This window comes from Gemmatimonadota bacterium (assembly GCA_041390125.1).
GTDB lineage: Bacteria > Gemmatimonadota > Gemmatimonadetes > Longimicrobiales > Gaopeijiaceae > JAGQIF01.
Genome location: JAWKQN010000003.1, coordinates 214,940 through 234,138, shown reverse-complemented (window position 1 = coordinate 234,138; position 19,199 = coordinate 214,940). Strand labels below are relative to the sequence as shown.

The 19,199-nt window shown below is 74.0% G+C and carries 15 protein-coding genes; 3 read left to right on the top strand and 12 right to left on the bottom strand.

Annotated elements, in window-relative coordinates; genetic code table 11:
- Positions 1-41: 41 nt before the first annotated feature.
- A complete protein-coding gene (locus tag R3E98_02500) occupies positions 42-896 on the top strand; it encodes an inositol monophosphatase family protein (GenBank protein ID MEZ4422257.1) in 855 nt (284 codons plus the stop codon).
- A gap of 100 nt (positions 897-996) precedes the next feature.
- Here R3E98_02500 and R3E98_02495 read toward each other — a convergent pair whose 3' ends face one another.
- The 6 genes from R3E98_02495 to R3E98_02470 form a co-directional block, all read right to left on the bottom strand.
- Positions 997-1,590 (bottom strand): sigma-70 family RNA polymerase sigma factor, encoded by a 594-nt coding sequence (locus R3E98_02495; GenBank protein ID MEZ4422256.1) that lies wholly within the window; start codon positions 1,588-1,590, stop codon positions 997-999.
- Positions 1,591-1,713: 123 nt separating this feature from the next.
- Entirely contained in the window at positions 1,714-2,862 is a 1,149-nt protein-coding gene (locus R3E98_02490) for a DUF2169 domain-containing protein (protein MEZ4422255.1), read from the bottom strand.
- 8 nt (positions 2,863-2,870) lie between these two features.
- Positions 2,871-4,313: a hypothetical protein gene (locus tag R3E98_02485; GenBank protein MEZ4422254.1), complete on the bottom strand. Its 1,443-nt coding sequence runs from the start codon at positions 4,311-4,313 to the stop codon at positions 2,871-2,873.
- 16 nt (positions 4,314-4,329) lie between these two features.
- Positions 4,330-5,565: a DUF2169 domain-containing protein gene (locus R3E98_02480; protein ID MEZ4422253.1), complete on the bottom strand. Its 1,236-nt coding sequence runs from the start codon at positions 5,563-5,565 to the stop codon at positions 4,330-4,332.
- The gene (locus tag R3E98_02475; GenBank protein ID MEZ4422252.1) at positions 5,562-6,569 is read right to left on the bottom strand and encodes a DUF2169 domain-containing protein; all 1,008 of its coding nucleotides are present in this window, start codon (positions 6,567-6,569) and stop codon (positions 5,562-5,564) included. The genes R3E98_02480 and R3E98_02475 overlap by 4 nt, the downstream gene beginning before the upstream one ends.
- Positions 6,570-6,576: 7 nt before the next feature.
- A complete protein-coding gene (locus R3E98_02470) occupies positions 6,577-6,948 on the bottom strand; it encodes a hypothetical protein (protein MEZ4422251.1) in 372 nt (123 codons plus the stop codon).
- Positions 6,949-7,208: 260 nt separating this feature from the next.
- On the opposite strand from R3E98_02470, the gene R3E98_02465 reads away from it, so the two are divergent.
- Positions 7,209-8,786 carry a hypothetical protein gene (locus tag R3E98_02465; protein ID MEZ4422250.1) on the top strand — a complete coding sequence of 526 codons (1,578 nt, stop codon included), beginning with the start codon at positions 7,209-7,211 and terminating at the stop codon, positions 8,784-8,786.
- Between the two features lie 29 nt (positions 8,787-8,815).
- On the opposite strand, the gene R3E98_02460 is transcribed toward R3E98_02465, so the two are convergent.
- Together R3E98_02460 and R3E98_02455 are read right to left on the bottom strand one after the other, a co-directional pair.
- Positions 8,816-10,681, bottom strand: a complete 1,866-nt coding sequence (locus R3E98_02460; GenBank protein ID MEZ4422249.1) for an Ig-like domain-containing protein — start codon at positions 10,679-10,681, stop codon at positions 8,816-8,818.
- 19 nt (positions 10,682-10,700) lie between these two features.
- Positions 10,701-11,975 carry a hypothetical protein gene (locus R3E98_02455; protein MEZ4422248.1) on the bottom strand — a complete coding sequence of 425 codons (1,275 nt, stop codon included), beginning with the start codon at positions 11,973-11,975 and terminating at the stop codon, positions 10,701-10,703.
- An 88-nt stretch (positions 11,976-12,063) separates the two neighbouring features.
- Between R3E98_02455 and R3E98_02450 the strand changes: the two genes are divergently transcribed.
- Positions 12,064-13,224 carry an FHA domain-containing protein gene (locus tag R3E98_02450; protein MEZ4422247.1) on the top strand — a complete coding sequence of 387 codons (1,161 nt, stop codon included), beginning with the start codon at positions 12,064-12,066 and terminating at the stop codon, positions 13,222-13,224.
- 43 nt (positions 13,225-13,267) lie between these two features.
- Here the strand turns inward: R3E98_02450 and R3E98_02445 are convergent, their stop codons facing one another.
- Genes R3E98_02445 through tssK form a run of 4 tightly spaced genes read right to left on the bottom strand, consistent with a single transcriptional unit; the run spans position 13,268 to position 19,194 of the window.
- On the bottom strand, positions 13,268-14,026 hold the full coding sequence (locus R3E98_02445; GenBank protein ID MEZ4422246.1) for a protein kinase: 759 nt from the start codon (positions 14,024-14,026) through the stop codon (positions 13,268-13,270).
- Positions 14,027-14,031: 5 nt separating this feature from the next.
- On the bottom strand, positions 14,032-14,976 hold the full coding sequence (locus R3E98_02440) for an FHA domain-containing protein (protein MEZ4422245.1): 945 nt from the start codon (positions 14,974-14,976) through the stop codon (positions 14,032-14,034).
- Positions 14,973-17,567, bottom strand: a complete 2,595-nt coding sequence (locus R3E98_02435; protein MEZ4422244.1) for an AAA family ATPase — start codon at positions 17,565-17,567, stop codon at positions 14,973-14,975. Before R3E98_02435 ends, R3E98_02440 begins: the two co-directional genes overlap by 4 nt.
- Before the next feature lies 1 nt (position 17,568).
- Positions 17,569-19,194, bottom strand: coding sequence for a type VI secretion system baseplate subunit TssK (tssK, locus tag R3E98_02430; protein ID MEZ4422243.1), 1,626 nt, complete (start codon positions 19,192-19,194; stop codon positions 17,569-17,571).
- Between the last annotated feature and the right edge of the window lie 5 nt (positions 19,195-19,199).

Genomic DNA, 19,199 nt, shown 5'->3' with positions numbered 1-19,199 from the left:
CACGCTTCCCTGTACGGGTGGGAGAGGGCGGGTAAGTTAGACTGCCCCCCCACACCACGGAACCCACGGAGGCAGCGCTGGACGCCCTCGATGCGTGGCTGACGACAGCCCGGGACGCCGCCGACGCCGCGGCGCGCGTGCACGCGCACCACCTCGGCGCCTCGCAGACGGGCTCCGTCACCACCAAGGGCCGGAGCGACTTCGTCTCGGCCGTCGACCTGGAAGCCCAGGCCGAGATCGAGGCGCTCGTGCGCGCCCGGCATCCCGATCACGCGCTCCTGGCCGAGGAGGAAGGCCTCGGGCACGACCAGGACCCGGGCGAGGGACCGCTGTGGGTGATCGATCCGCTGGACGGCACCACCAACTTCCTGCACGGGCACCCGTTCTTCGCGTCCTCGGTGGCGGTGGCCGTCGCGGGGCGCGTGGTGGCGGGCGCCGTCACCGCGGCGGCCACCGGCGAGCGCTGGTGGGCACGGCAGGGCGGTGGGGCCTGGTATCAGGGCCCGCGCGCGCCTGCACCCGTGCCGCTGCGGGTCTCCACCTGCGGGGAGCTGGCGGGCGCGCTGATCGGGACGGGCTTCCCCTTCAAGCGTCTGGAGGCGTTGCCACCCTACCTGGTGCAGTTCGACCGCGTGCTGCGCGCCACGTCCGGCATCCGCCGCGCGGGCGCGGCGGCGCTCGACCTGTGCTTCGTGGCAGCCGGCCGGCTGGATGCCTTCTGGGAGCTCCACCTGGCCCCGTGGGACATCGCGGCCGGGCTGATCCTCCTGGAGGAGGCCGGCGGCGTGGCGGTCCGCCCGGACGGGCGGCCGCTCGACCTGAGGCCGGGAGCGGTCGTGGCCGCCAACGGGCGGCCGCTCCTCGACGGTCTGCTGGGCCTGGTGGGCGGGGACTGAGGGGGCGTCCAGCGCGGGCGGATCGGCGGATCCGGTCGGGGGGTCCCCGCTGGCGCGCTGCGTCGTACGGTCGGCGGGCGCGCACGCGCCCGCCTGCGCATCAGGCGCTGCCGGCCGTCTCCGACCCGCCGCGGCGCTGGGCCTCGATCTCCTTGTGCAGCCAGGCCTTCGCGAAGCGCAGGTCCCGGTGCACGGTGGCCTCGGAGATCCCGAGCGCGGCCGCGCTCTCCTCGTAGGAGAGCCCCCCGAAATAGAACAGCTCCACCACCTTGCTCTTGCGCTCGTCGTGCTCGGCCAGGCGCTGGAGGGCCTCGTCCACCTCGAGCACCACCTCGGGCGCGTCGTCCGAGGCCAACACCGACTCGTCCAGCGTGACGGGGTGTTGGTTGCCACCCCGCTTGAGCGCCTTCTTGGCCTTGGCGTGATCCACCAGGATGCGCCGCATGACCTGCGCGGCGATGCGCAGGAAGTGCGAGCGATCGGCGAACGAGACATCCGACCCCACCAGGCGCAGATACGCCTCGTTGACGAGCGCCGTGGCCTGCAGCGTGTGATCGCTGCGCTCGCCGCGCATGTAGCGGGAGGCGAGCTGGCGGAGCTCGTCGTAGAGGAGCGGCATCAGCCGCTCCAGGGAGGCTTCGTCTCCCTCCCGCCAGGCGGTGAAGAGGCGGGTGACCTCGTGCGCTGCGCTCATCGGCGTCGGGGGAGCGATGGGGGGTGGCCCTGCCGACAGGCCGGACACCGGCAGTATGGACCCGGTGCGGATGCAAGGTCAACGCCAGTGCCCCCGACGACCGGGCGGGCGGCCCCGCGAGGTTCAGTGCACGTGCAGCGATTCCCACTCCACCCGCGCTTCGCCTCCGGGTGCCGCGTCCGCCGGCACCAGCGCCGCCCACGTCAGCGTCATGCGACGTCGCTCGGGCTGGAACACCACGGAGTTGAGGCGCGGCTCCACCGGCGGCGCACGCCGCCCGCTGGGCACGGCGGCCACCCGCGGCACCTCGCCGGGCAGGCGCACCACCCACTCGGTGCGATCGGGAAAGAAGCCCCGCAGACGGAAGGAGGCATCGGCGCGCAGGGTGGCGAGCGTCATGCCGGGCGAGGCGCCCTGGGCGTACTCCGCGCGCGGATCGAGGCGGCTCGCCCACGGCGGGCGGATGGCCAGGAGATCCTCGGACGCCACGCGGGCACGCACCTCGGGCAGCGGCCGGTCCAGCGGCGCGTGCCGGGGGATCATGCCCAGGTAGGCGGAGCGCGGAAACCAGAAGAGCCCGTACCAATCCAGACCGGCGGGCAACGGCGCGAGCGGCCAGCGATCCATGTGCCCGCACGCCAGCCGTGCGGGGGTGAGCGGATCGTCCGGAAACTCGAGGTTGGGCAGACGGCGGCCGTCGACCGCCGCCCGTGTCGGCTCCACCACGAACCCGGTGCCGCTGGGATTGCGCGGATAGTGGAAGCGCGTGGTCGGCTCACGCGCGCCGACGGGTGGCCGCAGCACCTCGCGCGCGCTGTCCCCATAGCGCGCCAGCGCCTGGGCGTCGTGGCCGCCGTACGCGCGATCGTACCGCACCGGCATGCGGCGGAACGGGCGGGGCGCGCTGAAGCGGATGCATCCGTCCGCCGTCATCTCGGCCACGCGGTCCCCGATCACGCGCAGGGTCCGCCGCAATGCCGGTCCTTCGACCGACACCGACGACTCCGTCTGGCGCGCGCTGACGGTGTAGGCGGCTCCCTGCACCACCACGTCGACGCCCGGACGCAGCGCGATGAAGTCGACGTCGCCGGCGGGTGGGGGCGCCTCGCCCGAGGCCGAGCGGGCGTGCAGCGGCTGGCGCTCGTGCAGGGGCTCCTGCTCGTCGCTCAGCCGACACCGGCCGTACTCGCGCCATTCATAGGTGCGCTTGAGTAGATGCACGACGAACAGCTCCCCCTGCACGCGCGTGCGCAGGTCCGCACGCGTCCCCACGGCCGTACTCACTCGGCCGAGTGGGGCTGCCAGACGCCTCCCCAGAAGTTGTCGCTCGGCGCGACCCCCACTCCGGTGAGGTCGGCGAGCATGGTGCTGCGCAGCTCCGCGAGCTCGCTCCACCGGCTCTCCACCATCTCGCGCGGGAAGAACCCGGACAGCGTGTCCTGCGCGAGCGTCACGATGGCTTCCGGCGGCTGCGCCGCTCCCCAGGCGTCGAGCGCAGCGCGTCGTTCGCGCAGGCGGGCAGCGGCATCGGGCGCGGTCGCGTCGGCGAAACGCGCGTGGACCGCCTCCGGCGCTCCGCCGCCCAGGTCGCCGCCGAGCGCGTCGATGCGCCCGGGCGTCGATCCGCTCGTCGGGACGGATGGCCTCGAGGGGAGGGTCGGTCGGCCCGGCTGCGAAGGTGCGCCCGGCAGCCCGCTGCGGTCGGCCACGGTGGAGGCGGCGGGATCGCCGGGTCCCCCGCCGGAGGCGGCGACGTCGCGCGGGCCCGCCGCGTCGGCGGCCGAGCGCGGACCCGCCGCCCGGCGGGCCGAGGCGGGCTCGGTCGACGTCGCCCGCGCGCCGCGCGAGGACGTCGCAGGCGCGGGCTCCCCCGCGACGCGGTCCACCCCCGGCTTCAGCGTCTTCTCGCGCACGACCGCATCCGCGATCGTGTCCTCGACGAAGTTGACCACGCCGGCGGAGACGCCTTCGATCCCCTGGCGGATCATCTCCCGACGCGCGCTCCGGGTCGCACGCTCCAGGGCATCGGCCCCCCAGTCGCGCGCCTGGCGCTTCGCCGCCTTGGAGAGCCCTTCCTGCGCCGCCTCCTCGGCCGTCTTCTTGACCAGCCGTCGCGCGATGCGCTCGCCGGCCTCGTCCGCCAGCGCGCCGCCGAGCACCGAGAGGAACGCGCTCACGGCGAACATCACGATGGCGTACAGGATGTCGGCGAGCGAGATGCCGACGAGGATCGTGTTGGGCGCGATCACCAGGTCCAACGGGAGGTCGATGGGATCGGAGCAGCCCACGTTCAGGCTGATCGGGCCCGGGAAGAGACAGCTGCCTACCGCCGTCTCCTCGTCCCCCAGGAGGTCGCCCGCGAACCCGGGCAGCCGCGCGAACAGGTCGTCCACGGGGATCTGGACCGACCCGGCCCCCATGAACACCTCCGACCCGCCGAACAGGGTGGACAGGAGCTGGAACCAGTCGAACTGGGGCCCGATGTGCACATGGGGGACCACGAGCCCCGAGTCGTTCTCGCGGCCGAGCAACGGCAGCCCGGCCGGGCCCTGGACGTCCCAGGACGGCAGCGCCTGCAGGCGGGAGCCGATCAGCACGCTGAACGAGATGGCCGGCGTGTAGGGGACCGGTGCCATGTAGGGCGGCCCGTAGCCGGTGTGGAAGGACAGACCCACGAACGGGTGCACGATCAGGTGTGCATTGCAGTTCATCACCGACGCCATCGACCCGCTCCTGTCCTCAGCCCCAGCGATCCGCGGATCGCCAGGTCACGATGGTCTCCATGCCCGCGATCTCGACGGGCGAGAGCGGGCGCTCGACACGCGCCGTGGCGCACCATACCAGCATCAGCGTTCCGGCCTCACGGTCCATGCACACGGAGTTGAGATGGGGTGCCGCCTTCAGCGTCTCGGGACCCGTGCGGAGCTCCACCTCCGGCCACTCCCCCGGGAGGCGTACCGTGTGCACGCCGCCATCGGCGCTCATGCCCTCGATGCGGAAGGCGGCATCGGGGCGCAGACGCGCGAGCGTCATCCCCGGTGAGGCGCCCTGGTGGAACTCCAGACGGGGCGGACGCCCCGACTTGAGCGGGGATTCGATCTGCATGAGGTCGGGGGCAGCCCACCGACCGAGCACCTCCGCCGGAGGGGCGTCTCCCAGGTCGTGCGGCCGGCGGATCCCCAGGTAGGCGACGCGGGGGAACCAGGCCGAGCCCACCCAGTCGAGGGCGGCGGGCAGGGGCCGGCGAATCCAGCGCTCCACCCGGCCGGCCACGAGCCGCTCCACCGTGAGCGGATCGAACGGGAACTCGAAGTTGGGCAGGCGGAGCTCCGCGAGCGTTTCGTCGTCCGCGTCGACGACGTAGCCCGTGCCGGCGGGATTGCGCGGGTAGTGGTACAGGCCCGGCCCCGACGCGAGCTCGGGATCGATCAGCTCCATCAGCTCGGCCTGGGGGTCGCCGTGGCGCGCCAACGCGCGCGCGTCGTGTCCTCCGTACGCGCGGTCGTAGCGGAGCGGGATGGATGTGAACCCGGCCGGCTCCGCGATGCGCCAGGCGCCGCCGGGCGTACGCTCGAGACGCCGATCGCCGAAGACCCGGATCTCGCGCTTGAGGCCCGCGCCCTCGAAGCGCACCCATCCTTCGCGGGCGCGACCGCCCGGAGCATAGGCGCTTCCCTGCACCACCACGTCGGTGCCCGGACGCAGCGCGAGGGTGTCCTCGTCGCTCGCAGGCGGCGGGTCCTCGCCCGAGGCGGACTCGCTCCACGGGAACGGCGCGTCGAAGAGCGGGACCGGGGCGTCGGCCAGCGTCAGGCCGCCGCGACCGTCGTCTTCGTACGTGCGCTTGAGCAGCACGCCCACGCGCACCCCGTCGGGCCCGCTCCACTGGCCTTTGCGCTCGGGCGCGGGCTCCAGCAGCTCGTACCCGGGGGGCAGCTCGGGCAGGGGGGCGTCGCGCAACTCGGAGGCGATCATGCGGCGGCTCCGGTCCGGGGGGCATCATGCGCCTGTACGAGCGTGACGCTGCGACGTTCGCGCGGCACCATGCGGTAGCGGAAGACGGCGCGGTAGGAGAGCACGAGCGCGCCGAGCGTCGGCGCGAGGAGCAGCTGGTCCAGGTGGGCCGGAAAGCGGTACCGCCGATCGCCGAGCGCCACGTCCACGTGGAAGGCCAGGTCGGGAAGCGCGCAGCGGAAGCGGCCGTCGGCGCGCATGCCGATCACCTCCACGATCTCGCCCGGCTGCGGTGCCTCGGCCGCGGGCAGGATCATCCGCGGTGCGGCCTGGTTGAAGAACGTGGGCGCCACGCCGCGGTAGCGGGCCGACGCGCCCTCGCCCTCGACCCGTGCGGCGTGCAGCGGGCGCAGCGCGCCGTCGGCCGGATAGGGTGCCCAGCCCACCGGCTCGGGACGGTCGTCCCAGCGGGTGATGCGCCGCTCCGGGTCCTCGATGTTGGGAAGCGGCCCGCCTTCGGCCTCCGCTTCGTCCAGGTGGAAGCCGCGGCCGCCCGGATTGGCGGGGAAGACCTGCTCGCCCAGCGGGTGCGCCGCTCGGCCGCCGTAGGCGCGCCCCCACTCCAGCGGCAGCGCGGTGAAGGGCGCGGGCGCGGAGGGCTGCAGCGTACCCGCTGCGCGGATCCAGTGACGGTCGCCCAGCACGTGCAGCCGCCGCGCGAAGCGTCCGCCCAGGTCCAGGCGCACCTCCATCTCGGGGCGCGCGACGCCGCCCGGGGGCACGGCGTCCCCCACCACGAGGACGTCCACACCGCCGTTCAGGAACGGCAGGTCGGCCCCGAAGGTGCCGAGCCCGGTGCGGCTCCCCCCGGGCTCGATCGGCCACACCGGTGCATCCCCGGCCTGGAGCGACTCGCCCTCCAGACGGAACGCGGGCCGGACGATCACCGCGCCCAGGAGGTGCTCGTCGTCCAACGTGGTCGACAGCCACCCCGCGTTCCACCCGGTCGGATTCACGAGCTCCATGGTCGGCTCAGGTGTTGAGCTTGATGCGCTCGCCATTGAGGCGAACGTCGTCGTTGGCCTTGAGGCGCACATCGCCCAGACGCGCGTGGGTCTCCACCGCATCGGCCTCGGTCCGCAGGTCGCCGGCGACGTGCAGATGGGCATCGCCTCCCACCGTCTGCCGCAGCGCGCCTCCGCAGTGCTGCTCCAGGTCCCCGGCCGTCTCCACCCGCAGGCGACCGCAGCGGATGGCCACCTCGTCGCGCGCTTCCAGCACCAGGTCCACGGCGCGCACGTGCAGCACCGGCCCGCGCTCCGTGAACGTGACCCGTACCTCCAGCTCACCCGTGGGCCCGAGCAGCGAGACCTGCTCGAGGCCGTCTTCGACCGAGCAGGCCACGGCCCTCCCCGAGGGAAGCGGCAACGGCCGCGCAGCCGGCGCCTCCGGCGCAGGTGGACGGGTACGGACCGACAGGATGGAGTCCATCAGGAGGCATCTCCCGTGCGGGGGAATGGAAGGGCGCGCCCGCGCAGGGGCGCCGACGCGCTTTCCCCGATCGACGCCGGTCGCCCATATTGGGCCACCGACGAAGGATCCCGGGGCCGCGCGCGGCCGACGGGCCGGCGGAGAACCCGGGACGGGGCGGACGGAACGCGGACGTGATCGACGACACGCTGATCGAAGCCATTCGACAGGCCACCGAGGGCCGCTACCGCCTCCTGGCCGAGCTGGGGCACGACGAGCGGCGTACCGCGTTCCTGGCCTCGGAGAGCGGGTCGGGCCGTCTGACGGTGCTCCTCCTGGAGGAGGACGAGGGCGACGAGCAGATCCTGAGCGTCGCCGATCGCCTGGACGGCCGGGTGCCGGGCGCGCCGGTGCTCTGCCCCACCTGCGGCGATCCCGGTCGCGCCTGGGGCCAGCCCTGCCCCGACTGCGGCGCGGGCACCTTCGGGACCGATCCGGCCACGCTGGGCCTCACGATCGGCCGCGTCGAGGAAGACGTGCGGGCGGCGCTGCCCGAGGGCCTGACGCTCCTGGGCAGCCTGCCGGCCGAGCCCGAGGGCGCCGTCTTCTTCGCGGAGGATGCCGAGCGGGGGGTGCTGGCGTACGTGCTGACGCCCGCCGACGACGACGAGCTGCACCTGGCGCTGCTGTGGCGCGAGGACCGTCCCGCGGCCGCGGTCCCGCCCGCGCCCGCGGCGGTGGAGCTGGACCCGGAGCCGGAGCCCGAGCCCGGGATCGAATCGGACACCCTGGGCGCTCCGCCGACGGACTACCAACCGCCGGAGACGCCCTGGGACGCGCCGTCCCGCGCCGCCCCGCTCGCAGCCCCGTCCGGCGGCGGCCGGGGCCTGTGGCTGGGCCTGCTGGCGGTGGGTGTGGTGGGTGCGGGAGCCTGGTTGCTCCTGGGCGGCGGGCGCGGCGGCGCCGAGGCCGAGCCCCTGCCGCCGGTGGCGGTGGCCCCGCGCGACAGCGTGCCCACCCTGGCCCCCGCGGCCCAGCCGGCGACCGTGGACACGGCGGCTGCCGACTCCGTCCCGGTGCCCGCGCCGACCGTCGCGGAGACCCCGGCGCCCCGGCCGCAGCCACCCGCGACCGGTGCCGTCGTGATCGAGGGCGATCTCCCGCCCGACGCCCGCATCACCGTCGACGGACGGGTGGTGGGCGGGCGGCGCATCGAACGCGCCCCCGGCACGTACACCCTGGCCATCTCCGCGCCGGGCTACTTCCCCACGACCGCCTCCTACACGGTCCGGGCGGGCGGCGTGGAGCGCTGGACGCCCACGTTCCGTAGGCTCGAGGAGGCACCGGTCGAGCCGGAGACCCGCACCGAGCCCGCGGCCGCGGCTCCCGAGCCCCAGCCCGCGACGGCGGCCGCGGCGAGCCCCCGCGAAGCCATCCAGGCCGTCCTGGAGCGCTACCGCGCGGCGCTGGAATCGCACGACGTGGAGCGGCTGCGGGCGGCGTTCTTCGGCATCCCGGCGTCGGAGGAGCAGAAGTGGGTGCCGTTCTTCCGCCAGTTCGAGACCGGCCGCTTCAGCGACCTGCGCGTGCAGCTCACCACGGAGGGCGAGCCCGCCATGGGACCCGACGGGGAGCGGGCCGAGGTCGACGTCCTGCTGTCGCTGCGCTACACCGATCCCAACGGCGCTCCGCCCGGGCAGCCCATCCCGCTGCGCGCATTCCTGCGCGGTGGGCCGCAGGGCTGGTTGCTCCTCCGACTCGACCCCCGCTGATCCCGTCCGGCGCCGGGAGGCCCGCCCGCTCATGGCGGCGTGCCTCCGGCGATCCACTGCTGGATGCGCTCCACGTCCAGCGCGGGCATGGTCATGTCGGTGGACGAGCCCGAGGTGCACGTCCCCTTGATGCGGCAGACCAGGCGCCCTGCGTTGGGATCGCCCGAGACCACCCACGCGGCGCCGAAGCTGGACATGGTGAGCAGCTGCGTGCGCGCCGTGGCGGCGCCGGCTCCGAAGTTCGGAAGGGTGCCCCCGTTGTAGTGGCAGCCCGTGCACTGCGCGTTGAGCCGTGGATAGATGTCGGTCGCGAAGGACGGCACCACCGTGAGGGTCACCGACACCGTGCGCGCCTGCGCGCCCGGTGAGGTGGAGGCCACGGTGACGGTGGCGCGCCAGACGCCGACGGACAGCCCGCCCGTGCTGGCGTTCAAGGTGAGGACGGCGGGTGCGGTGGTGCTCCCCAGCGATGCGGACAGCCAGCCCGATCCGTTCTGGTAGGCCACCTGTGCGGACAGGCCGTCCAACGTGCCGCCGCCCCCGTTCGTGATGGACACGGCCTGCGCGGAGGGCGACCCGCCCGCGGGGGCCGCGAACGACACCGCGCTGGTGCTGAGCTGCACCACGGGTGGGTTGACCGGAGTGACCGCGAAGGTGACGGCCACCGAGCGCGGGGAGTTGGCCGCCACCGGCGAGGAGACCTGCACCGTGGCGGTATAGGTGCCCACGGCCAGCGTGCCCGGTGTGGCGGCGAGCGCGAGCGTGGTGGGCGCGGTGTTCCCCATCACGGCCTGGAGCCAGCCCGACGGTCCGGTTCCGTAGTCGATGGCGGCCACCAGCCCGTCCAGTGTCTGCGCGCCCGCGTTGGTGACGGACACGGTGCGGGTGGCGATGGTCGGGGTCCCGACGACGGCGGACATGGAGACCGCGCTCGCGGACAGCCCGATCGAAGGCCCGGGTCCCACCTCGAGCGCGACCGGGACGGTGACCGCGCGTGCGCCCGGGAAGCGCGACGCCACGGTGATCGACGCCCGGTGCGTGCCCTGGGGCAGCGCCCGCGTCACCTCCATCTCGAGCGTGGCCGGGGTGCGGGTGCCCACCAGGCGGACATCCATCCAGATCTGCTCCGAGCCCGAGTAGGACACGCCCAGCGTCAGGTCGCCGACGTTGCCCGGCGTCGACGTGGTGATGTCGACGCTCACGGGCGCGGGGATCTGGTTCGCGGGCGCGAACAGGTCGACCCGCGCGGGGGTCGCGGCGAGCACGGGGTTGTCCACGACGTCGAGCACCACGACGAGCGACTGCGGCGCGTTGACGGCCGAGCCGGAGACGGGCACGCTCGCCTGATACGTCCCGGGAGCCAGACCCGCGGGATCCACGGCGACGTTGAGGACCGTGGGCGCGGTCGTGCCGGACAGCTCGGCACGCGTGATCCAGCCGCTCGCGGACCCGCCGTAGACGGGCGCGCCGGCCGTGAGGCCGGTGAGCGGTTGCAGACCCTGGTTCTCGATGCGCACCGTCTGCGGGCCCGGCGCCGCGCTTCCCTGCTCCACGGTGAAGTAGACCGCGGGGACGCTGAATCCCAGGAGCGGAGGCAGGGTCACGGTGACCGGGGTCTGGGCCTGCTGGCGCCCGGCCGACGCCCTCACCGTCGTGGAGCCCACCCGCACGCCGGTGACCACGCCCGTGTTGGAGATGCGGGCGATGTCCGGATCGGCGGACGACCACGTCACCTGCGACGTGGCGCCCTGTGCCTGCAGCAGCAGCGTCTCCCCTTCCCCGACCTCCGCCGGGCTCGGGGTGATCCTCAGCTCCGGGTCGGGCTCGGTGCCGCCGTCACACGCGACGATCCCGAGGCCCAGCAGGCCGGCTGCGATCCAGTGGCGTAGGCGCATGACGAGGGCTCCGGTGAGGCTAGCGGTGGTACTCGAGGCCGAGCGTCCAGGCCGCGGAGGGCCGCATGCCGCCCTGGTTCAGCGGCACGAGCACGTTGGCCGCGAGGTTCAGGAAGGGCAGCGGCGCGAACTTCAGTCCAACGGCGGCGTCGACCTGGTGGTCCTTCATGGCCGGGATGTTGGTCGGGTTCACGAAGCCACGGCCCACCACCTCGACGGGCGCCGGAACGCTCAGCCCGTCCCCGACCTGGATGCGTGAGATGATGTCGCCGGAGAAGGTCACCGACGGCGTCACGAGCTGGTCGAAGCCGACCGTGGCGAGCACCGAGTTGCCCTGTTCGCTCCCGGGCCACATCCAGAAGCCCGCGTTGACGTGCGGGGTGAAGTTGCCGTAGCGGGCCGACGCGATTCCCATCAGACGGATCTGCGTCTCGCCCGCGCCGAGGAAGTCCTCCTCGCTCCCGGTCGGCAGGCGGACCTCGGCGAGCACGGCCGCGCCGCGCAACTGGTCACGGAAGACGTTCATCTTCACCCGCGCAGCCACGTCGCCGATGCCGCTGGCCGACCCGGAGGCTTCGGACGTCGCGTCCAGCCGCGGATCGGTGGTGCCGAAGTTGTGCGCGGGCTGCGCCGGATTCCCGAAGACCTGGACCTGCGCGAAGGTCTGGCCCCACAGGCTGGCGTGCAGGAACGGCACGGACACGGACACGTCGATGTTGTCCGTCACGCCGTAGCTGGCGAAGAAGTTGGCGGCGTACAGGTCGAGCTCCAGTTCCGCCTGCACGACGATCAGATCGTTCTCGAACTGGATGTCCCCCACGACGTCGTCCGCCCCGGGCGTGTGCGTGAAGGTGAACTCGAGGTCGCTCATGTCGACGCCGCGCACGGAGCGGAAGCTCAGCCCGCTCACATTGGCACCCACGTGCAACCGTCCGCGCCCCAACGTCTGGGCCCGTTCGGCGAACACCGGCCCGGCGGAGATGCGACGCTCCACGGGCAACCCGGCCGCGTCGAACTCGAACGTCACGCCGCTGGTCGCCGAGGCGATGGGAAAGCTGGCCACGCTGTTCGCGATCGAGCCGCCGATGAAGTCGAACACGTTGCTGGCGTTGGCCTGCAGCGCCGGGATGAAGTGGTTGCCGTGGCCCGGGCTGGCGTCCGTGGACAGGCAGAGGGCCACACCACAGTCGCCGTAGTCGAACAGGCGGTTGATCACGCCCGTGAGCTGGGCGTCCGCGCGCTGCGGGAGCAGCATGCCGCAGAGCGCCAGCCCCATCACGAAGATCCGTCTCATCGTCTCCACTCCGTCCCGGTTCAATTGAGGTTCGTGTCGCTCGTTCTGCGCTGGCGCCGGTCCCGCGAGCGCTCTAGCATGCACGCCCATGTCGGACGTCCCTCGTCTCCGGCCGCTGGCACCGCTCTCCGGCGCCGCCCATCCGGTCTCGGATCCACCGTTCTGGATCGGTCGCGATCCGTCCTGCGCCCTCGTGCTGTCCCATCCCGGGCTCGCGGCCCGTCACTGCGTCCTGGTCGAGCGCGAGGACGGCTGGTGGCTCCGTCCCCAGGCGCCCGTGACGGTCGCGGGCCGCGCCTCCACCGATCCGGTCCGGCTGCAGCCCGACGTGGTGATCGAGTTGGCACCGGGCCTGTCGTTCCGCTTCGAGGAGGGCGAGTCCGCCCGCGTCGAGCGCGCTCCGGTCGTGGTGCGCCGCGAGGCGCAGGCCGCCGAGCCGCCCCGTCCGCGGACCCCTCGTCCGCCCCGTCACCCTCGGAAGCGAGAAAGAGGGCCGTCCACCCTCACGGGCGGACCGACCCTGTTCGTGGCAGCGGTGCTGCTGGCGCTGGCGGTGGGGATCGGCGTGGCGCTCCGGCGCGCCCAGGCACCCCCGGCGCTCACGCCGGAGGAGGCCGCGCTCTTCCAGACGCTCATGACCGAAGCCACCGAGCGGATGGAGCGCGGATCCACGTTGCTGGAGCTGGGTCAGCCCGAGCTGGCGCTCGCGGAGTTCGCGCGGGCCATCAACGGCGTCGAGACCTCGACGCTGGGACGCCATCCCTGGGTCCAGGCGCGCCTGGCCACGTTCGAGGCCGCCGTGGGCGCGCTCTACCGGGCGCGGCGGATGGACGTCCCGGCGCGCTTCGGCGTCGACGCGGACGGCGAGAGCCTGGACCACCTCTTCCGGTCGCAGATCCCGCGTCCGGAGTTCGAGCGGCGCGTGGCGTTCGTCTTCGACGCCTTCCGGGAGCGCTACGCCCGCGAGGTCGTGGTGACGGGCCGCGACCACGCCGAGCACCTGGCGCTCTACGGTGCCGGCAGCGCGCTCGACCTGCGCGTCCGCGACCTGTCCCCCGAACAGGTCGCGTTCCTGGTGGACCAGTTCCGGGCCCTGGGCGTGCGCGTCAAGGATTTCTCGCGGGACGAGGTGCTGCAGCAGCAGATCGAGCGTGCGCTGGCCCGCGGCCTCGCCGATCGGGCGGGCACCGGGCTCCATCTGCACATCGACCGCTTCGCCGAGCGGGCGGACGCCTACACGGTCGACTGAGCGGCCGGTCGGGCGGCGGGCGCGGCGACCTGCGCTGCCGGGCTCACGCGCGGAAGCGCGCGCGACCGGCCTCCCACCAGAGCCGCCGCCACGCCGCGGCGGTCGCCGGCCGGCTGCGCGGATCGTCCGCGGTGGCGGCCTGCACCACCGCCGCGCACGCCGCGGGGAATCCCTGCTCGACGAAGCGCCAGCGCACCCACTCGCCGCGCCAGGCCGCCCCCCCGTCCACCTCCGGCAACCGCTCTCCGGTGGCGATCTCGAGGGCCAGCACGCCCAGGGCGTACACGTCCACGGTGGCGGCCGTGGCCCGGTCGGGGCAGCCGCGCAGCTCGGGCGGCGCGTACGCGACGGTCCCGGCCGCGAGATCCTCCCACGCGGGCCCCAGCGCATGCGCGGCGCCGAGCGGCGCGCACACGCCCAGGTCCAGCAGACGCACGGCACCGCCCGCCTCGACGCGCACGTGCGCGGGCTTGAGGTCCCGATGCACGATGCCGTGGTCGTGCAGACGCCCCACGGCGTCGGCCACGGCGGTGACGAGCTGCCACGCGTCCCGTGCGCGCGCACGTCCGTGACCGAGCCACCGGACGGGCTCGGCGCCCGCCACGTGTTCCATCACGAGGGAACCGTCGGGATGGAACGCGAGCAGCCGCGGCGTGGGGCGGCCCGCACAGCGCGACAGCGCCCGGGCCTCGTGGACGAGGCGCAGACGCAGATCCTCGCGCGACGCGTCGGCCACCCGCTTCTGCACGACCAGCCCGCGCACGGGATCCTCCAGGCGGCGCACCGTGTGGAGCCGGCCCATGCGCGCTATCCGTCGAGGAACACCAGGCGGGTGACGCCCGCCAGCACGATCTCGTCCCCGTGGCGCAGCCGCCGGTGTCCACCGGGCTTCAGGCGCTTGCCGTTGAGCGACGTGCCGTTGGTGCTGGAGTCGAGCAGCGTGTAGCGCCCCCGCGCCCGCAGCACCTCGCAGTGGTAGCGCGAGAGCAGGTGACGGGCGTCGCTCAAGACGAGGTGGTTGGCGCGGTCCTCGCTGTCACCCTGGGCCGCTCCGATGCGGAACACGTCCCGGTCCACGGGCACCATGCGGCCCCGGCCCACGCCTTCGGTGACCTTGAGGCGAGCCGCGGAGGGCGCGGCCACGGCGGCGCTCCCCCTCTCGGCGGCGGCCGCCGCCCGGCGCCGCCACCAGCGGATCCAGAGCACGACGAGCACCAGCGCCAGCACCGTGAGCACGGCCGCCAGGATCCACCAGCGCAGCTGGCCCGCGCGCGCCGAGCGCGCGCTCCGCACGGACGCGCGCAGCGCGAGCGCCCGCGGGTTGTCGGGCTCGGCGGCGAGGAGCTCCTCCACGAGCGTCTCCGCCCGCCCGAAGTTGCCCAGGTACAGCGCGCTCTCGGCGAGCCGCAGACGCTCCTCGCGCCGCTGGCTCTCCTCCGCCACGGCCTGTTCGGCGTTCTGCTCCGCGCTGCGCGCGGTCTCCAGGTCCTCGCGGGCGCGGTCGTACCCCATCCGCGCTTCGATGTGATCCGGATCGATGAGCAGCACCATCTTCCACAGCTCCAGGCGCTCCTCGGCCGGACGTACCCCGGGCTCCCGGGCCAGCTCGCGCTCCCGCGCCAGGGGCAGGAGTCGTTGCAGGTCCTCGCGGGCCGCGGCGGCCGGATCGGCCGTCGGCGCCTGTTGCGCGCGCGCGGGTCCCGCGCACACGAGGACGAGCGCCAGGGCGATCGCCGCGGTGCGCGGGCTCATGCGCCCGCTCCCGCGGCCAGCCCCGCCACCTCCTCCGGGGTCCCGGCCAGCAAGGCCAGCTCGTCCCCTTCGCGCTGCAGGCGCACCAGGTGTCCCGCGGCGACCGCGCCGGACAGGACCAGCCGCGACAGGTCGGCGAGCACGTAGCGGTCCACCGTGCGCTCCACGGGTCGCGCGCCGTAGGCCGGATCGTGGGCGAGCTCCGCCAACCACTCCACCGCTTCCGCATCCGCCACCAGCTCGGCCCCATGCTGCTCGCGCAGCTGGTCGCCGATGGTGCCGAGATGCATGGAGACGATGCGCGCCACCTCTTCGGCGCCGAGCGCGTTGAACGCGATGACGCCGCTCAGGCGGTTGAACAGCTCCGGGCGCAACGAGCGCTCGACCACGTCCAGGATGATCCGGCGCCGCTCCTCGGGATCGTCGCTGGCCGCGTTGGCCTCCTGCACGCCCAGGTTGGAGGTCAGCAGCAGGATGGTGTTGCTGAAGTCGCAGAAGCGGCCCTGCGCGTCCGTCAGGCGGCCTTCGTCCAGGACGCCCAGCAGCAGGTCGATCACGCCGGGATGACCCTTCTCGATCTCGTCGAACAGCACCACGGAGTGCGGCGCGCGCCGCACCTGCTCCGTGAGGAAGCCGCCCCGCTCGGAGCCCACCAGCCCCGGCCGCGAGCCGATCAGCCCCGACACGGAGTGTGCTTCGCGGTACTCGGCCATGTCGATGCGGATGAGCGCGGACTCGTCGTCGAAGAGCGCGTCCGCCAGCGCCTTGGCCAGCTCGGTCTTGCCGACGCCGGTGGGACCGACGAACAGGAACGACGCCGGCTTGCGACGGGCCCGCAGGTCGGCGCGCATGCGCCGCACCGCCTCGGAGACGGCGGACACCGCCTCGGCCTGACCCAGCACGCGGCCGCCCAGGCGCTCCTCCAGGTGGAGCAGGCGCTCCCGCTCGCCCTCCAGCACGCGGGTGAGCGGCACCCGCGCCCGCCGGGCGATCACCGCGGCCACCTCGGCCGGGCCGACCTCCCGGGGCACCAGCGACCCCTCCGCCATGAGCGCGGTCCAGCGCGCGTCCAGGTCCCGCTCCTGCTCCTCCAGGTACTTGAGCGTTCCATAGCGCACCTCGGCCGCGCGGGCCACGTCCCCCGCGCTCTCCGCGCGCTCGAGCTCGGAGCGGGCTTCGCCGAGCGCCCGCCGCGTCTCCGAGAGCGCGCGGTCCAGCTCGCCTTCCTCGCGCCACCGCTCCTCCAGGGTGGAGAGCCGGGCCTGCGCGCCCTCGAGCGTCCGCTCGGCGGCCGCGCGCTCCTCGGGGGCGGCGACCTCCACGCCAGCCGCGAGCCGTGCGACCTCGCGCGCGAGCTGATCGATCTCGTCGGGCCGGGATTCGCGCTGCGCGCGGATGCGGGCCGACGCCTCGTCCAGCACGTCGAAGGCCTTGTCCGGGAAGAAGCGGTCCCGCAGGTGGCGCCGCGCCAGACGCACGGTGGCGCGCAGCGCGTCGTCGCGGATGCGCAGGCCATGGTGGCGCTCGTAGTGGCCGCGCGCGCCCTCCAGCATGGCGAGGGTGGACGCATCGTCCGGCTCCTCGATCACCACGGTCTGGAAGCGGCGCGCCAGGGCCGCGTCCTTCTCGATGGACTCGCGGTACTCGTCGTGCGTGCTCGCGCCGATGCAGCGCAGCTCGCCGCGCGCCAACGCAGGCTTCAGGATGTTGGCGGCGTCGAGCCCGCCCGCCGGTCCACCCGCGCCGATCAGCGTGTGGATCTCGTCGAGGAACAGGATCACGTCCGAGCGGCCGCGCACCTCGTCCACCAGCGCCTTGACCCGTTCCTCGAACTCGCCGCGGTACTTGGCGCCCGCCACCAGGGCGGTCAGATCCAGCGCCAGCAGCGTGCAGGCACGCAGGGATTCGGGGACATCCCCGTCGACGATGCGCATGGCGAGCGCTTCGACCACGGCCGTCTTGCCGGTGCCGGGATCGCCCACCAGGACCGGATTGCTCTTGGAACGGCGCAGCAGCGTCTGCACCACGCTCCGGAGCTCGGCGTCGCGACCGACCACCGGGGCCAGACGCCCGGCCCGGGCGGCCGCGGTCAGATCACTGGAGAAGCGCGCCAGCACGCTCCCCTCCGGCTCGGGGTCGCCGTCGGCGGGCTGGAGCACCGCCCCCTCTTCGCGCACCCGCAGAAGGGCCTCGGAGCTCCACCCCGTGTGCGCCAGCGCCTGGGCCATCGGGTCGGCGCCGTTCTGCACCGCGGCCCACGCGACGTCCAGGGCGCCCACGGTGTGACGGCCCGCTGCGTCGGCCGCAGCGTAGGCGCGATCGAGCAGATCGCGCAGGCGTCGGCCCGCGATGGGGCGGTAGCCGGGCTCCAGGCGCGGCGCGTCCGCATCGCTCATGCCCGAGATCACCGCACGCGCCCCCGCGGCATCGGCCGGCAGCGAACGTGCGATCCGCGCCAGCGCGCCCCCTTCGTCCAACAGCACGGCGAAGAGATGCCACGGCTGGATGTAGGCCACGCCCTGCCGGGTGGCCTCGGGACGGGCCCGCTCGAGCCCGTCGGCGAGCTCCGGGGACAGACGGTTCAGATCCATCTCAGACCTCCGGGGGGCGCTGCGGGGCGCGGATGCGGATGCGGGTGGGCGGCGCCGGCTCGGCCGGTGCGACCATGCGCGGCTCCGCGGTGGACGGCGCGGGCACCGGAGCGACCGGGCTCTCCGCGGTCGGCAGGCCCAATCGGCGTTGGTAGAGCTGCGCCCCCCGGAAGCCGGCGCCCGGCTCCACCGTGACGTGCAGGCCCTCCACGCTGGCCACGCCCGCGGGCGGGGTGAAGTTGACGGCGAAGTTGCGCTGCCCCGGCACCTCGCACACGACCGTCTGGGTGATGGGGCGGCTCTTCCCGCCGACGGGGTTGATGCGCAGCGTGACCACCAGCGTCTCGCCCACCTGGCGCGTGAGCCCGGAGTCGGCATCCCCCATCAACACCAGGCGGTACTCGTGCCGTCCGTTGAGGCTCATGTCGGAGAACACGTAGGTGAGGACGTCGCCGTCGCGTTGTGCGCGCGCCGGGGTGGCCAGGGCCGTGTAGAAGTGCTCCCCGCCGTGGTCGAGCAGGAAGCGCAACGCGCCCACCGAGCGGTTCATGCGGTAGTCGACGTACCGGCCTTCGAGCGCCTCCTGCAGACGCCGCAGGCGCGTCAGCGTCGCCTCCGCTTCGGTGAGCGCCTGGCCGAGGTCGTCCAGGCGGCCGATGTCGCGGCTGGCGGACAGGCTGCGGGCTTCGTCCTCCAGGAGCGCCCCGTAGCGCGCGTCCGCCCCGGTGAGCGTACGCAGGAAGAGCTGGGTCTCGGGACTCAGGTCGAGCGCCAGCGCCGCACGCCGGCCCGCCCGGTCGACCTGCTGGAAGAAGCGCTCGGGCGCGACGTTGGGATCCATGGTCTCGTAGGCGCACGTATCGAGCCCGAGCGCCGCGCGCTCCAGGAACGCCAGGATCTCGCGGTCCCCGCGCACATCCTCCCCCCGCTGGCCCACGTTCTGGATCCAGTGGGCCACGACCCGGTGCAGCTCGGCGTACCGGCCCGCCAGGTCCAGGATGCCCAGGCGCAGGCGCTTCCAGCCGGCGAACAGCTGCGAGTGCGCCGCGACCGTCACGCACGGCGGGATGAATTCGCCATCCAGCTCGAACTGCAGCGTCTCGGAAGCGCGTCGGCAGCGTCCGACCACGATGGCGCCGGCGCGGGCGTCCGCCTCCACGCCCAGACGGACCTCGTAGCGGGGCCGGAGCAGCGCGGCCTGCAACGGGTTGGCCGGATCGGCGCCGACGGACGCGTCGTCCTCCTCCCGGTCGCCGGTGGCCAGCACGTGGATCAGCACCACGTCCTGCCCGCCCAACCCGGCCTTGTCGAACCGCGCCCGCAGGGGCGCCTCCGGCGCCACCTCCACGGAGCGTCCGTCCGGCGTGATGCCGCGCGCCTGCGTCACGGTGATCGACAGCGTGGTGCCGTCGTCGCTCACCTCCACACGGGGATCATGACGGGCCAGCCCGCGCTCCGAGGCGTCGACGCGCACGCCGCCACCGAGCAGACCGGTCCCGGGGACGCAGTGGCGCACCAGCCAGCCGAACGCGGCTTCCACGAAGCGGTCCTGGCGGTGGAAGTGCCGGGGGGCCAGCAGCATCCCGGTGGTCCAGTTCACCGAGCGCAGGTCGTTGACGTCGATCATGATGG